Origin of the sequence: Nocardia sp. NPDC004860 (assembly GCF_040609015.1) — a bacterium.
Classification (GTDB): Bacteria; Actinomycetota; Actinomycetes; order Mycobacteriales; family Mycobacteriaceae; genus Nocardia.
The window spans coordinates 51,120-65,204 of sequence record NZ_JBEXJI010000035.1 but is presented as its reverse complement, the minus strand read 5'-3'; the positions used below and the strand labels follow the sequence as shown (position 1 = coordinate 65,204).

Genomic DNA, 14,085 nt, shown 5'->3' with positions numbered 1-14,085 from the left:
CCGGCTCGAGCAGGGGAAGTTATGAAGGCGCACAAAGGGCTTGCGATGGCCCTGCTGGTCCTGGGTTTGACGGTCGCGTGCTCGAAGGGGGAGGCCACCCATCCGGCCAATGCACCGGCACAAGCGGTTCCGCAGCCCGCGCCCAAGGAGAAGGAGGGCACGATTCCGGTCGGCCCCGGTCCCCAGGGCACGTACACGGTGGCGGCGCAGCCCGCGCCCGGCAGCTGCCACTACCGCAAGACCGCCGACGGCCAGCCGCTGCCCGACCCGAACTGCACCCCGGGCGCGACGAATCCCACAGTGACAGCGGCGAATCTGGCCGGCACCATCTGTAAGTCGGGCTATACCGCCTCGATTCGGCCCAACACGTCGATCACGAATCCGGAGAAGGCCGCCAATATCAAGTCCTACGACTACACCGGCGACCCCCGCGATGCCGAGTACGACCACCTGATCTCGCTGGAGCTGGGCGGCGACCCCAATGATCCGCGCAATATCTGGGTCGAGCCGCCGTCACCGGGCCACCAGGCCGGCGCCGGGCCGAACAATCCGAAGGACGGTGTGGAGACCAAGCTGCACACCCTGATCTGCAATGGCAAGGTGGCACTGGTCGACGCCCAGGTGGCGATCGCCACCGACTGGACCACCGCGCTGGCGAAGGTCGGCTTCCCCAATAGCTAGGGGCGCGTCGAGTCCGGCGTGCCGGGCCGAAACCGCCGCTGGACTCGAACCCGCGGGCCTACGATCGAACGATGTCAGCGCCGCAGGACCCCTCGACGATGATCGAGGGCCGGGTCGTGCACAAGGTGAGCAACGCACTGAAGATCACCTTCAGTACCGGCCCCGGTGACCCGCTGGCCACCGGGGTGCAGGGCGCGGGCAATGGTCTCGCGGCCAAGGCCGCCATCCTGTTCGGCTTCAAGAACGGCGGCACCGGCAAGCACCGCATCACCTACGCCGACGGGTCGGTGGTGTGGGTGGAGTCCAAGGTCTCCGCGCCCACCGTGCTCAGCCGGGGCGACGGGACCTCGCTGGCCACCATTCAGCGCGCCGACACCTCGACCGCCGTGGGATCCACGGCGGGAACGCTTTTCCACTTCGTACCCGATCCGGAGGAGGCCCGGACCCCGGAACTCTTCCGGATCGTGGTGCTCGACCGCATGGGACAGGAGACCGGCCGCCTCGACGTGGTGCGCACGGTCGGCGGCTGGAGCCTGCGCCGTATCGCGAACGATCTCTACAACGAGTCCTTCTGGTGGGATCGGGCCGGGCAGCCGCTTCCCGTCCCGATCCTGGGCACCCGGCTCTGGCTCGAGCACCCGCTCGACCCGGTGGAGCGGGACGTGCTGCTGGGTGTCTGTGTGGACATCGCCCTGGGATTGCGGCCGTACATCGCGGTCATGAAGTAGGAGAACGGCTTCCGGGACTTCCGCCCGCCGTACGGGAGTCCCGGAGGTCCGGGGTCGGCCGTCAGTCGGAGACCTTGATGACCAGCTTGCCGAGATTCTTGCCGGTGAGCAGGCCCTGGAACGCGGCGACGGCATGGTCGAGGCCGTCGACCACATCTTCGAGGTAGACGAGCTTGCCCTCCGCGATCCACTGCGCCGCCGCCGGATAGAACTCACCGGCCTGGCTCGCGAACTCGGACACGATGAAGCCGCGCACGGTCAGGCTCCGGCGCAGGATGCTCGACATGAGCAGCGGCAGCCGGTCGGGGCCCGGCGGCAGGTCGGTGTCGTTGTAGTTGGCGATCAAGCCGCACACCGGAATTCGGGCGAATTGATTGAGCCGGGGCAGGACGGCGTCGAAGACCGCGCCGCCGACATTCTCGAAGTAGACGTCGATGCCGTCCGGGGTGGCGGCGGCCAGCTGCTCGGCGAAGTCGGGGGCGCGGTGGTCGACGGCGGCGTCGAAGCCGAAGCGCTCGCGCAGCAGGGTGACCTTCTCCGGGCCGCCTGCGATGCCGACGGCTCGCGCGCCCTTGATCCTGGCGATCTGGCCGACGGTCGAACCGACCGGTCCGGTGGCGGCGGCGACCACCACGGTCTCGCCCGGCTTCGGCTGCCCGATGGTGAGCAGACCGGAGTACGCGGTCAGACCCGGCATGCCCAGCACACCGAGGGCGGTCGTGAGCGGCGCGGCGCTCGGGTCCAGTTTCTGCAGAGCCCGCACATGCTCGACCGAGTGCGTCTGCCAGCCGCCCCAGCCCAGCACGATATCGCCGGGCCGCAGTGCGGGATCGGTGGATTCGAGGACGCGGGAGACGGTCGCGCCGCACATGGTCTCGTCGATCTCGACCGGCGGGGCGTAGGAGGGCGCGTCGCTCATGCGGCCGCGCATGTACGGGTCCAGCGACAGGTACAACGTCTGCAGCAACGCCTCGCCCGGCTGCGGCGGGTCCAGTTCGACCGTCTCGGTGCGGAAATTCTCCGGCTGCGGCATACCGGTCGGGCGGGAGGCCAGGACTATACGGGTGGACTTCATCGTCGGAACGACCTTTCGATGGGCAACCCCTTCATTCTGGACATTGTGGACCCACGTCAGGTCTGTTCCGCGCGCCAGGTATCGAAACTCGTCATGATGTGACAGCGGATTCCCGGGGCGGCGGGAATTCTTGTTACTCGGGGGTGTGGCCTTGTGCGTGGACGGTGTTGCCGTAGAAGCCTTCGGGTTGCCGGGCCAGGAGTGGCGGGAGTTGGCGGGTGATGGCGGCCACCGGTTCGGAGCGGGTGGTTGCGTCGTGGGCGGGTTTGTTGATCCAGAGTTGGGTGAGCCAGACGGTGTCGGGGTCGTCGGGGGCCGTGTTGATGGTGTAGGTGAGCAGGCCGCTGGTGGGGCCGCCGGCGCGGAATCCGTTCAGGAGCAAGGTGATCAGGTCGTCGCGGCGGCCGGGGAGGGCGGTCATTCGGCCGTAGACGCTGAACATGGTGTCGTCGGACATCGGGTCACCCTTTCGGTTGGGCGGTGCGTCGTCGAGCCTACGTTGGAACCCATTGCACAGGTTGATGGTTGGGTGCCCGGCACTCGACGGCCGCAGCCGCGGTGAATCAGGCTGGGTGACTGGGTGATCGATTTGAATGCGGGGTTACGTTTTGCGGTGGGTCGGGGGTTTGGGGTGGCGGGGGTGGGGAGGGGGCAGGAGAATTTCGGGGTCTGGCCGGAGTGCGCGGTCGGGGAGAAAGAGGACCGCTATGGCGGGACGGCGACTGGTGGGGACGGCGCTGGTCGGGCGGATGCGCGCGAAGGTGGCCGAGGATGGGCTGCTGCCGGTCTTGCGGGACATCGGGTTCGTCAGTCTCGGGAAGTACGGGCAGTTCCTGGTGACCGCGGTGACCGTGCCATTGACCGCGCGGACGCTCGGGGTGAGCGGGGTCGGGCTGCTGGCCATCGGGATGTCGGCGTATTTTCTGGGCTCGTTGCTGGTGGACCTCGGTATCAATACGTTTCTGGCCGCGCTGCTGAACGAGGAGGGGCTCGACGAACTGCGGGGGAGTTACCTCGCGGTGCGGGGCGCGGGGCTGAGCATCATCGCGGTGGCGCTCACTGCCGGGCTCGCTGTCGGCGCCGGCCCGCACCTGCGCATGATCCTGCTGGGGCTGTTCGTGGGCGGATTCCTGTCCATGTCCGAGGACTGGCTGCTGGTGGGGCAGGCCAGATTCGGGGCCTCGATGACCTATCAGATCGCCGGCCGCGTGGTGTACCTCGTGCTGCTGGTCGCGGTGCTGCCGCGACTTCCGCACGCCGAGGTGGTGCTGCTGTGCCTGCTGCTCTCGTCCGTGGTCACCGTCGCGCTGACCTGGCGGGACGCCCACACCCGGTTCGGCCGCCCGGGACGCCCCACCAAGGTCGTGATGATCCTGCGCACCGGTGCGCCGGTGCTCGCGTCACGGCTGCTGGTGACCAGCTACGGCCAGGGCACCGCCACCGTCTACTCCTCGGTGCTGGACGCCGCCTCGCTCGGGTTGTATTCGGCGAGTGACAAACTCGTGCGCGCGGTGCAGTCGCTGCTCGATCCGATCGGGCTGGCGCTGCTGCCCCGCATGGCGCGCGAGCGCACCGATCCGGGTTTCTGGCGGCACGAGATGCGCGCCCTGGCCGCCTGCGTGATCGTGGCCGCCGTTGCGGTGGCGGGGATCTGGGTGACCGCCCCGTTCGCCGTGCAGCTCATCTACGACGACGATTTCCGCGCCGTGGTGCCGATCCTGCGCGTGGAGGTCTGCATTCTGGTCGCCACCGCCACCACCTCGTTCGTCACCACCGCCGTCCTGCCGGTGCGTCAGGACACCGCCGGCATCATGATCGGCGCGGTGATCGGAACAGCGGTGGCGGCCACCGCGCTGCTCCTCACCCTGCGCACCCACTCGGTGTGGACGCTGGTGTGGGGCACGGTGGCCGCCGAATTCTGTGTCGCCGCCTGGTATCTCGCGCGGACCGGTCGGCTGGCCGCGCGCGAGCGGGTTCAGGCGCTACCGGCCAGCCACTGATCCCAGCTCAGCGTCCAGTCGCCGTTCTGCCACACCTCGAGCGGCGCACCGCCGGTATTGTGCACCTCCACCACGTCACCGGGCTGCGCGAAGTTGAAGAACCATTGCGCGTTCTCGGCATTGAGGTTGAGGCACCCGTGCGAGGTGTCGGTATTGCCCTGCGCCCACACCGTGGAATCCAGCTGGTGCAGATAGATGCCGTCGGTGCTGATGCGCGTGGCCCAGCCGATGGCCTCCTTGTATCCGAGCCGTGAATTGACGGGCAGACCGTAGGTCGAGGAGTCCATGATGACCGGGTTGGCCTTGTCCATGACCGTGTACGTGCCCGGCATGGTCCAGAACGTGAACGTCTTGCCGGCGATGGTCTCGCTGCCGCCGCGGCCCATGGAGGTGGGCATGGTGCGGATCAACTGACCGTTCTCGAACACCTGCACCTGATGGGTGTTGTCGTCGGCGATCGACACGTGCGACGGGCCGATGACGAAGTTGGCCTTGGAGTCCTCCTGGCCGAACAGGCCGTTGCCGACCTCGACGCCGTAGAGGTTGGCCGCCACGTTCACCTTGGTGCCGGTCTTCCAGTACTCCTTGGGCCGCCAGTGCGCATTGCGGTTGTCCATCCAGTACCAGGCGCCGTCGACCGGCGGATCGGTGGTGACGACCAGACGCTTCTGCGCCGCGGCCCGGTCGGTGATGTCCTCGTCGAAGTGCGCGACGATGACCATGCCCACGCCGTAGCTGTTGCCGTCGACGATCGCCTGCCCGCCCGTGGTGTTCAGATACACCTTGGTCTGGTTCTTCGGGGCGATGGTGGTGAAGCTGGAGGTGACCGGACCGGTGGGACCGGTCACGTCCATGCCCGAGGCCTTCAGCGTGTACGTGCGGCTGTAGCCCAGTTGATCGTTCGGCTTCCATGCCGTCTTGTCCGGCGTGAAGGTGCCCTCGATGACCTTGCCGTCCTCATTGGTGAGCGACACATCGGTCAGCACGCCGCTGGAGGTGCTCACCTTCACCGGCGCCGACGGATCCACCTTGTCCGTGCCCTGTGCGGGGGTGATGGTGATGGACTGCGCGACCGGTGTGCGCGGACCCACATTCCCGCCCGGGAGATTGGACGAGCAGGCCGCCAGCACCAGCACCAATGCGATCAATACGCTCGCTGCGGCGTTCGTCCGAAAACGGCGGGGTGGCATAGCTTCCCTCCTGTAATCGCCGTGCGCCGCACTGCTGCACAGCATCTTGTTACTGCCCAGCGTAGTAGATTACCCTCCGTTTTAGATCTTCCATCGCCAGGTCGTGCTGACGAAATGACAACGATGTGAGACCCACGTGCGACACACCGTTGGGCAGTGGTCATTTCAGCGATTGTTCTTTGATAGCGAGTTGCTGTTGACCCTTCTGATACGTGACTTCGCGGATGCCGAGGGCGTCGTGCAGCTTGCCCGCGGGCAGCGTCACCGGCTTGGGTGCAGGCCCGTCACCGGGTTTCGGCAGCGGATACGCCGTGGTGGTGCCGCTGTAGAACGTCACATTGCCCTCGGTCTTCGTGAACAGTTGGTGCACATGGCCGTTGAGGCAGGTCACCGAGGAGAACCGCTTCATGTAGCTGAGCGCCTGGGTGGCATCGTCTGTGCCCCAGCCCCATTGGGGGTACATGGCGAACAGCGGAATGTGGCTGAACACGATGATCGGTGTGTCACTGGACAATCCGGCCACGTCCTTCTGCACGAAGTCCAGCTGGTCCTGCCCGAGGTGTCCGAGATCCTTGAGATTGAGCGTATTCACCAACCCGATCACGTGGACGCCGGCGATGTCGAAGCTGTACCAGCCGTCCCCGCGGGTGCCGTTCCCGAACGTCGACCGGTATCGGGAACCGCCGTCGTCACTCGAATCGTGTTCTCCCGGAACGGTGAACACGTGCGGAGTCTTGATCCCCTGCATCATTTGATGGACCTGATCGAACTGCTCGGCCGTGGCCAGATGCGTGAGATCGCCGGTGTGGATGACGAAGTCGGGCTCGTAGCCCAGCGAATTCACCTGTGAGATGGCCTCGGTGAAGGTATCGGTCACGCTGGTGTTGGCGGTTCCGGTGAAGCCGATGTGACTGTCACTGACCTGAGCGAACCGCAGCGTGGGCCGGGCGGGCGCTGCCAGCGCGGTGCCGGCCACGTGCGAGACCACCTCGCCGCCCACCACCGCCAGGCCCACGGCCGCGCCGAACCAGGCGGAGTGCCGCATGAGCTGGCGGCGGGTCATCTTCTGCGGATCGCGGGCCGCGTCCTCGTCCTCGAAGTCCGCGTATCGGTCGTCCGGGTTGCGAGTGTTCATTGGGTCACCACCACGGTCGCGTGCATGAAGGGATGAATCGAGCAGACATAGGCGAAGCTGCCCGCTTTCGAGAAGGTGAAGGTGTAGGTCGCGTTGTTGCCCAGCGTCGGCGAGCGGAAGCTGCCGTCGTTGCCGACCACGGTGTGCGGTTCCTCGTCCTTGTTGGTCCAGGTCACCGTGGTGCCGACCTTGACGGTCAGGGAGCTGGGCCCGAAGGCGAAATTGTCGATGTTGACAGCATTCGGGCCGGCCGGTGCCGCCGCCGCGGCGGACGAGCTCGGCATGGACATGCCGGGCATACCGGCCGGCCCGCTGCCGTCCGGCACCATGCCGGGCGTAGCGGTGCCGGAAGCGAAGGTGAAGCCGGGGGCGGCATTGTCCGTGGCTTTGCCGCCGCCGTTCGAGCTGCACGCGCTCGCCGTCAGCAGGGCTGCCGCGGCGACGGTGACGGCTGCGCGCCGCCGGCTGCGGGTGGGTGTCATGGGGTCCGGGCCTCCATCCGGGATGGTTCCGTTCGCTGCTGCGAACCGGTCATCCATAGATAGGGGCGGGGGTTACACCGGACGGAAACCGCTGTGCACCAGCACTATTGGAGGCTAAGCGGGTTCGGTGGGCGCGAAAACCTCGATGGTGCCGTTGTTCTCGCGGACCTGGACGGTGGGCAAGGGAGCGGGCGCCACCGGCAGTTGATGGGTGACCACCTCGCCCTGGATGGAGAAGGAGGTGGAGTGGCACGGGCAGCGCAGGCGCTCGGCCGGGGCATCGAGCCACAGCTTGCAGCCCTGATGCGTGCACACGCCGGAAACCGCGACCGGATTCCCCTTGTCGCGGCGCACGAATCCATTGACGGTGCCGACATCGAACGCGATCGTCGCGCCCTCCGGCAGATCCGCGGAGCGGGCGATCGGCAGCCACGCGCCCGTATTGGGGGACAGCGGGGCCTGCTCGGCGGCGGGCGGGGAACCCGGCTGCCCGTGCCCGATCAGGGTCCGATCCACCACCGCGCCGACCGTGGCCGCGGCCGCGGCCGCGGAGGTGCCGATCAGCAGGTTCCGGCGGCGGTAACCGTTCGCCGGGTGCAAGGGGGTCGGCTCCTCGTCCATCTCGGCCGCGAGCCGGCGCTGCAGACTGCTCAGGAACTCCTCGCTGGGCGCGTCGCTGCCCAGGCGCGCGGCCCGCAGTTCGATGGCCGTGCGCATCTCCTCGGCCTCGGCCTCATCGGGCCGGAAGCCCGTGGACTTCTTGCCGGCCAGTAGTTCATCGACGAACCGCCGCACTTCCCGCCCGCTCACCGCACACCTCGCTCATTCAGCTGGGACGCCATCTGCAACGCCCGATGCTGCAACACCTTCGCATTCGCCACCGTGACACCGAGGCTCTGCGCCGACTCCCGGACCGAAAGCCCCTGGAGAAAGCGCAGTTCCAGAATGCGGCGGTAGCGGTCCGGGAGTTCGGCCAGCACCGCCTTGGCGCGGGCCTCCGCCCCGGAGTCGTGGAACTCCTCGGGCGGATCATCGGGGATGTCGCCCTCGATGGTGGTGATCTCCCGGCCCATTCGCGCCTTCCAGTGCGCGGCCAGCACCGTGCGCGCGGTGGCGCGCAGGTAGGCCCGCACTTCCGGGGCGCTCGCCGTGATGCGCAGCGGTTTGAGCGCTGCCGTGAACACCTCGGCGGTGAGATCCTCGGCGTCGGCCCGGTTGCCGACCTTGCCGAACATCAACGCGTACACCCAGGTGACATTGTCCCGGTACACCGCTTCCCAGCTGGCGTAGCTGTCACCGGACACCAGCCGCAACTCCCGACCCGAGCTCGAGCTCGAGACAGGCTGCGTCCGGTGCTCGGATTCGACCCGTCGCACCATGAACCGCCGCTTCCCGCATCCAACGAATACAACGACGCGTGTTCACGTCTGTCAGTAGATAGCGCCCGGGGTTACAGCGGGGACTTTTCGGTGGTATCGCAACGAATTCGTCCCGGGTGGATCCGGCCGGATCCACCCGGGACGTGCGCTGATCGCGCTGTCAGCGCACGGGTCGCAGCAGATCGCCCCGCAGCACGCCCTGCACGGTCCTGGCGGCGACCACGGCCCAGGCGGCGACCAGCAGGGTGTACAGGCCCACGGCGGTGACGGCGAACAGGTCGGCGCCGGTGTGCTGGTAGAGCGCGGTGCTGCCGGTGACGCAGCAGCCGAGCGGGAAGGTGAAGCCCCACCAGGTCAGGTTGAACGGCATGGAGGTGCGGGCGTGCCGGGTGACGGCAATGGCCAGCGCCAGCCACAGCATGGCGAATCCCCAGGTGGGAACGCCGTAGAGGACGGCGAAGACATCGAGCCCGGCGGCGGTGCGGTCATCCACGACGCCGGGGGCGACATTGGCCAGGCTGCCCGCGGCGGTCACCGACTGACCCAGGGGACCGAGCACCAGCCAGACGGTGGCGACCATCCCGGCCGGCAGCAGGCCGTGATGCAGCAGCCGCGACCAGATCAAGGTGATGGTGACCAGCGAGGCGATCAGGCTCAGTCCGAACATGGCCAGACAGGCCACGAACATGGTCAGCCGCAGCTGCCCGGCCGGAGTGTGCGGCACCAGCAGTGCGCCCAGCGCGGCGGACACCATCGGCGGCACCACGGGCATCAGCCAGCCGCCGAAGGCCGAGTCGGGATCGAAAGTGTGCCGGGTGATCATCCGGTAGGGAATGGCGGCGGCGGTCATCAGCCCGAAAACCGTTCCGGCCGACCACAACACCCAGTCGACGGTCACCGCGGCGGTCGAGCCGATGATGTCCTTGCCGAGCAGCAGGGTGCCCGCGCCCACGGTCAGCAGGGCCATCGGCGGCGCGCCGTAGAACTGCATCATGATCGGGTGCAGCCCGTGTCCACGGGCCTCCTGCGGATACCGCCGCCAGTGCAGGACCCAGGCCCCGGCCAGCACGGTCAGCAGCAGCGCGGCCAGCGCCCACACCAGGGTGGCGACGCCCTTCAATCCGGGGAACTGCATCGGCAGGGTGGCGGCGGCATTGGCGATGATGCCGGTGCCCATCACCGCGGCGAACCAGTTCGGCGCCAGGTACCGCAGCGGCTGCCGCCTCTCGCCCGCGCCCGCCGCCGTCGGGGTGCTCACCTGTGCGGCGGAAGCTGCGGCAGCGGTTCGGCGGAAGGTCACGGTGGTCATGCCTCAACCCTCGCGGACCGGCACTTCCCCCGGTAGCGCTCATAATTCGATGGATGCATAGATCGGTTCTATGCCCGACCCCGGTCCTGTTCTATGCCGCCACGATGTGCTGGATTGTCAGGCGGTGGGCGGAGCGGATTTGCGCAGCACGTCGAGGAAGGCGCGCATCCATTGCGGATGGTCGGGCCAGGCGCGCCCGGTGATCAGATTGCCGTCGACATGGTCCGGGCTGTCGACCCATTGCCCTCCGGCCGCGACCACATCGGGTTCGAGTGCCGGGTAACTGCTCGCGGACCGGTCCCGCAGCACGCCCGCGGCGGCCAGGATCAGCGGTCCGTGGCACAGTGCCGCGATCGGCTTGTCCGTTTCCGCGAAGTGCTGGACGATCCGCCGGCAGTCCTGGTCCCCGCGCAGATACTCCGGCGCCCGCCCGCCCGGAATCACCAGCGCCGCATACCGGCTCGGATCAACCTCCGCGAACGCCAGATCAGCAGGCCAGGTCCGTCCCAGCTTCTCGGTATAGGTGTCGAACCCCTCGGTGAAGTCGTGGACCACGAACTGCAACTTTTTCCGAGCCGGAGCCGCGATATCGACCTCGTACCCCTCTTCCAGCAATCGCTGATAGGGATACATCACCTCGAGGTCCTCGGCGGCATCCCCGGTGATCAAGAGCACCTTCGTCATGGCGCACCTCCCAGAGAATGGTATCGAGACCGCTCATCACCCAACCCCTTTTCGGAACACCTGATCGCATGATCCGGTGCCGTATCGCGATTCGGACGCGGCGGTCACGCGCGCTGGATGGCGGGGAGCTTCCAGGACGAAGGTTCGCCAATGATTCGCTATGAAGGTCGTATCTGATCGATAGGCAACCATGATGTGGCGATTGCGGGTATGGAAGCGCAGATCGTGTATGGAATCCGAAACATCTATTTCGACATGGCCTTCCAGATCTCTGGGTATTTAGCTAATGATTGGCTACCGTGCGGGAACGGCCTTTTCAGGTTCCCATACCGACAGGAGCGGCAGCCATGCCCGACGGTGTTCCCGGATTCCCGATCTCGCGACGCGGATTGTTCGGTGCCGCAGCCGGATTGGCGGCTACGGCCGCGCTGGCGGCGTGCAGCAGCTCGAAGGATTCGTCCACGTCGTCCACCACCACCACCACCACCGCCGCGGGCGGTAGCGATCCGAAGTCGATCGCGACCGACGCCTACATCTTCGGCTACCCGCTGGTCCTCATGGACGCCACCCGCGCCACCGCCGCGCCGACCAACACCCTGCTGCGGTTCGACAAGACACCCAGCCCCGACGACAAGACCGTCGTCACCCCGAATGTCGACACCCTCTACAGCCAAGCGTGGCTGGACCTGCGCGCCGAGCCGATGGTGTTGCAGATTCCGGTCATGCCCGACCGCTACTGGCTGGCTCAGATGATGGACGCCTGGACCAATACCGTCCACAACCCCTCGAGCGTGCGCCCGCAGGTGTCCGGCGGCGGTCAGTCCGGTCCGTTCACGTACGCCGTCACCGGCCCCGGTTGGAACGGGCAGCTTCCCGATGGGCTCACTCGCCTGGACATGCCCACCGGTACGACGTGGATCATCATCCGTTTCGCTCTCAACAGCCCGGAGGACCACGACGCGGTCGTCGCTCTGCAGAACCAGATCAAGCTCATGCCGCTGAGCGCCTGGACCGCCAACCCGGACACGCCCACGCCCAACGGTGCACCGGGCAGCATGTCCGACAGCCCGGCCAAGCAGGTCCAGAACATGGACGGTGCAGCCTTTTTCGCCAAGCTCAATGAACTGATGGCGGCCGATGCTCCCGCACCCGCCGACGCCGACGCGCTCGCCCGATTCGCCGGCCTGGGCATCAAGCCCGGTGGCTCGGTCACCGGCATCGACGCCGACACCCTGAACTCCGCGGTCCGCGACGCCCAGCAGCGGATCCACGACTACAAGAACCCGAGTGCCAAGGATGTCAACGGCTGGAGCTATGCCACCAACCTCGGCACCTACGGCACCGATTACCCGTTGCGCGCCAACACGGCGTTGACCGCCCTCGGCGCGAATCTGCCCGCCGACGCGATCTATCCGATGATGGGCAATGTTCCCGCCGACTCCGGCGGCGCCCCGCGCACCTACCGATGCCACTTTCCGGCCGGCCAGCTGCCGCCCGCGGACGCCTTCTGGTCGCTGACCGCCTACACCGCCGACCACTTCCTGGTTTCCAACCCGGACAACATCTACTCCGTCGGCCACCAGCCCGCCGTCACCCCCAACCCCGATGGTTCGGTGGATCTCGTCCTGCAGGCCGCCAAGCCCGGACCCGAAGTCCCCCAGGGGAACTGGCTGCCGATCCCATCCTCGGGGACGTTCGATCTCGCCATGCGCCTCTACGCACCGCGCGACGACGCCGCCAATGGAAGCTGGCAGCCGCCCGCGCTCACCCCGAACAGCTGAACCGCCTGCATGCCGGCATGGGCGCGAGCCAGGAGTCGCGTTCATGTCGGCCGATGCGCGAGACACGTTGCGAGGGTGGGAAGTTCAGCCGACTATCGAGGCACGGCGATCCGGCGGGGCCGGGCGCAGGTGCCGGACGACGGCCAGGTCGGTGGGCTGGGCGTGGCGGGTGTCGTAGCGGTCGAAGACCGCGGCCAATTCCGGTGACCAGCGCGCGAATTCGGCTCGGATGGGCCCCTCGGTCTCCAATTGGCACACCACGCCCAACGCGGTCAGGAAGCAGCGCGCGAAAGGGGTGAAGTAGGCGGGCATGTCCAGTTGCCGGTGGACATTGGACAACCGCGGCGCCAGCACCGAGCGGACGTGCCCACGCAGCCAGGCGGTGGTGAGCCGGAAGGTGGGCACGGTGAGCGGTTCGCCGACCGCGTCGAGACCCTCGGCCAAGGCGGCCACGTCGTAGTTGCGTCCGGGTCGCACGAAGCCGTGCCGACGCACCGCCGCGTCCAATTCCGGTATGCCGCCGTTGAACGCGGCCTCCATCACCTCGCCCACCAGCGCCTCGAAGCCCGGGGGCGGCCAGGGCGTGCAGGCCCCGAAATCCACCACGCCCAGCCGCCCGTCGGGCAGCACCCGGAAATTGCCCGGGTGCGGGTCGCAGTACAGCAGGCCGGTGCGCGACCAGGTCGACAGCAGGAAACGGATGATGAGCATCCCGACCCGGCTGCGCTCCTCGGGCGCACCGGATTCGATGATCCGCGAAACCGGTGTGCCGGTGAGCCATTCGGTCACGATCACATCGCCGCGCTGCGTGATCACGCCGGGCACCATGAAATCCGGATCGTCGGCGTACGCCTCGGCGAAGCGCCGCTGATGGTCGGCCTCGGCCGCATAGTCGAGTTCGTCGGCCACACAGGTGCAGATGGCCTCGGTCACCGCGGGTACGTCCGCGCCGGGCGCGAACACCGTGGCCAGCACCGAGAGCCGGCGCAGCTGTTCCAGATCGGCGAGCACCGCCTGGTGCGCGCCCGGATACATGACCTTGACCGCCACCGGCCGCCCGTCGCGCCACACCGCGCGATGCACCTGTCCGATGGAGGCCGCCGCGGCCCGCCGATCGTCGAATTCGGTGAAGTGCCAGCGCCAGTTCTCGCCCATGCCCGCGGCCATGGCCTCGCGCACGGTGCCGGGCAGCATGATGGGCACCGCATCCTGCAGCTGGGCGAGCGCGGTGCGGTACGGCGACGCGATCTCCGAGGGCAGCGCGAGTTCGTAGAGCGAGAGCAGCTGCCCGAGTTTGGTGGCGCAGCCCTTCAATTCGCCGAGTACCTCGAAAATGTGCTGGGCGGTGCGCATCCGGATCTCGAAGTCCACCTCGGCGGCGGATCGGCCGAGGGCCCGCTTGCCGACCCCGGCGGCCTGGCGGCCCGCGAATGCGACCGGAAGACCGGCGATTCGCGCATTGCGGACCGCGCCGCGAACCGGCGGCCTGCCCCCGTCGTCCCCCGACCGTTCCCCGATACGCCGAATCGACATTGCTCACCTCGTCGTGTGCGCGGCACCGCGCCGGCGTCCGGTATGGCCCTCACCAGGTCCGATGAGTAGCCCGTCACGGCGCATGCACGTGCAGTTTGGCACACGAAA

The 14,085-nt window shown here is 67.7% G+C and carries 14 protein-coding genes; 4 read left to right on the top strand and 10 right to left on the bottom strand.

From position 1 onward, the window contains the following. Positions 1-21 precede the first annotated feature (21 nt). Both ABZV44_RS39155 and ABZV44_RS39150 read left to right on the top strand, forming a co-directional pair. Positions 22-681: a hypothetical protein gene (locus tag ABZV44_RS39155; RefSeq protein ID WP_354848259.1), complete on the top strand. Its 660-nt coding sequence runs from the start codon at positions 22-24 to the stop codon at positions 679-681. Between the two features lie 71 nt (positions 682-752). Next, a complete protein-coding gene (locus ABZV44_RS39150; RefSeq protein WP_354848256.1) occupies positions 753-1,409 on the top strand; it encodes a hypothetical protein in 657 nt (218 codons plus the stop codon). Positions 1,410-1,470: 61 nt separating this feature from the next. Here ABZV44_RS39150 and ABZV44_RS39145 read toward each other — a convergent pair whose 3' ends face one another. Beyond that, positions 1,471-2,484 carry an NADP-dependent oxidoreductase gene (locus ABZV44_RS39145; RefSeq protein ID WP_354848254.1) on the bottom strand — a complete coding sequence of 338 codons (1,014 nt, stop codon included), beginning with the start codon at positions 2,482-2,484 and terminating at the stop codon, positions 1,471-1,473. 133 nt (positions 2,485-2,617) lie between these two features. Further along, positions 2,618-2,941: an antibiotic biosynthesis monooxygenase gene (locus ABZV44_RS39140; RefSeq protein WP_354848251.1), complete on the bottom strand. Its 324-nt coding sequence runs from the start codon at positions 2,939-2,941 to the stop codon at positions 2,618-2,620. 292 nt (positions 2,942-3,233) lie between these two features. On the opposite strand from ABZV44_RS39140, the gene ABZV44_RS39135 reads away from it, so the two are divergent. After that, positions 3,234-4,484: a lipopolysaccharide biosynthesis protein gene (locus ABZV44_RS39135; protein WP_354848362.1), complete on the top strand. Its 1,251-nt coding sequence runs from the start codon at positions 3,234-3,236 to the stop codon at positions 4,482-4,484. Here ABZV44_RS39135 and ABZV44_RS39130 read toward each other — a convergent pair. The 7 genes from ABZV44_RS39130 to ABZV44_RS39100 all read right to left on the bottom strand — a co-directional run bounded on the left by ABZV44_RS39130 (position 4,460) and on the right by ABZV44_RS39100 (position 10,663). Then, complete coding sequence (locus tag ABZV44_RS39130) at positions 4,460-5,674, bottom strand: Ig-like domain-containing protein (protein ID WP_354848248.1); 1,215 nt, start codon at positions 5,672-5,674, stop codon at positions 4,460-4,462. The two genes, ABZV44_RS39135 and ABZV44_RS39130, sit on opposite strands and share 25 nt — an antisense overlap. A 160-nt stretch (positions 5,675-5,834) precedes the next feature. Further along, a complete protein-coding gene (locus tag ABZV44_RS39125; protein ID WP_354848360.1) occupies positions 5,835-6,737 on the bottom strand; it encodes a metallophosphoesterase in 903 nt (300 codons plus the stop codon). A gap of 68 nt (positions 6,738-6,805) precedes the next feature. Then, on the bottom strand, positions 6,806-7,291 hold the full coding sequence (locus ABZV44_RS39120) for a cupredoxin family copper-binding protein (protein WP_354848245.1): 486 nt from the start codon (positions 7,289-7,291) through the stop codon (positions 6,806-6,808). Positions 7,292-7,405: 114 nt separating this feature from the next. Then, a complete protein-coding gene (locus ABZV44_RS39115; RefSeq protein WP_354848242.1) occupies positions 7,406-8,101 on the bottom strand; it encodes a Rieske 2Fe-2S domain-containing protein in 696 nt (231 codons plus the stop codon). Continuing rightward, the gene (locus ABZV44_RS39110) at positions 8,098-8,670 is read right to left on the bottom strand and encodes a sigma-70 family RNA polymerase sigma factor (protein ID WP_354848240.1); all 573 of its coding nucleotides are present in this window, start codon (positions 8,668-8,670) and stop codon (positions 8,098-8,100) included. Before ABZV44_RS39110 ends, ABZV44_RS39115 begins: the two co-directional genes overlap by 4 nt. Before the next feature lie 160 nt (positions 8,671-8,830). After that, the gene (locus ABZV44_RS39105; RefSeq protein WP_354848237.1) at positions 8,831-9,979 is read right to left on the bottom strand and encodes a TDT family transporter; all 1,149 of its coding nucleotides are present in this window, start codon (positions 9,977-9,979) and stop codon (positions 8,831-8,833) included. A 117-nt stretch (positions 9,980-10,096) separates the two neighbouring features. Next, entirely contained in the window at positions 10,097-10,663 is a 567-nt protein-coding gene (locus tag ABZV44_RS39100; protein ID WP_354848234.1) for a DJ-1/PfpI family protein, read from the bottom strand. Between the two features lie 347 nt (positions 10,664-11,010). Here ABZV44_RS39100 and ABZV44_RS39095 point away from each other — a divergent pair, with 347 nt between their 5' ends. Further along, a complete protein-coding gene (locus ABZV44_RS39095; protein ID WP_354848231.1) occupies positions 11,011-12,444 on the top strand; it encodes a DUF1254 domain-containing protein in 1,434 nt (477 codons plus the stop codon). Between the two features lie 84 nt (positions 12,445-12,528). On the opposite strand, the gene ABZV44_RS39090 is transcribed toward ABZV44_RS39095, so the two are convergent. Then, complete coding sequence (locus ABZV44_RS39090) at positions 12,529-13,977, bottom strand: AarF/ABC1/UbiB kinase family protein (protein WP_354848228.1); 1,449 nt, start codon at positions 13,975-13,977, stop codon at positions 12,529-12,531. Positions 13,978-14,085 lie beyond the last annotated feature (108 nt).

What these genes read in the sequence shown, in the direction of transcription:
- ABZV44_RS39155 (WP_354848259.1), top strand. Translation starts at nt 22, where the DNA reads ATGAAGGCGCACAAAGGGCTTGCGATGGCCCTGCTGGTCCTGGGTTTG.
- ABZV44_RS39150 (WP_354848256.1), top strand. Translation starts at nt 753, where the DNA reads ATGTCAGCGCCGCAGGACCCCTCGACGATGATCGAGGGCCGGGTCGTG.
- ABZV44_RS39145 (WP_354848254.1), bottom strand. Translation starts at nt 2,484, where the DNA reads ATGAAGTCCACCCGTATAGTCCTGGCCTCCCGCCCGACCGGTATGCCG.
- ABZV44_RS39140 (WP_354848251.1), bottom strand. Translation starts at nt 2,941, where the DNA reads ATGTCCGACGACACCATGTTCAGCGTCTACGGCCGAATGACCGCCCTC.
- ABZV44_RS39135 (WP_354848362.1), top strand. Translation starts at nt 3,234, where the DNA reads ATGCGCGCGAAGGTGGCCGAGGATGGGCTGCTGCCGGTCTTGCGGGAC.
- ABZV44_RS39130 (WP_354848248.1), bottom strand. Translation starts at nt 5,674, where the DNA reads ATGCCACCCCGCCGTTTTCGGACGAACGCCGCAGCGAGCGTATTGATC.
- ABZV44_RS39125 (WP_354848360.1), bottom strand. Translation starts at nt 6,737, where the DNA reads ATGACCCGCCGCCAGCTCATGCGGCACTCCGCCTGGTTCGGCGCGGCC.
- ABZV44_RS39120 (WP_354848245.1), bottom strand. Translation starts at nt 7,291, where the DNA reads ATGACACCCACCCGCAGCCGGCGGCGCGCAGCCGTCACCGTCGCCGCG.
- ABZV44_RS39110 (WP_354848240.1), bottom strand. Translation starts at nt 8,670, where the DNA reads ATGGTGCGACGGGTCGAATCCGAGCACCGGACGCAGCCTGTCTCGAGC.
- ABZV44_RS39105 (WP_354848237.1), bottom strand. Translation starts at nt 9,979, where the DNA reads ATGACCACCGTGACCTTCCGCCGAACCGCTGCCGCAGCTTCCGCCGCA.
- ABZV44_RS39100 (WP_354848234.1), bottom strand. Translation starts at nt 10,663, where the DNA reads ATGACGAAGGTGCTCTTGATCACCGGGGATGCCGCCGAGGACCTCGAG.
- ABZV44_RS39095 (WP_354848231.1), top strand. Translation starts at nt 11,011, where the DNA reads ATGCCCGACGGTGTTCCCGGATTCCCGATCTCGCGACGCGGATTGTTC.
- ABZV44_RS39090 (WP_354848228.1), bottom strand. Translation starts at nt 13,977, where the DNA reads ATGTCGATTCGGCGTATCGGGGAACGGTCGGGGGACGACGGGGGCAGG.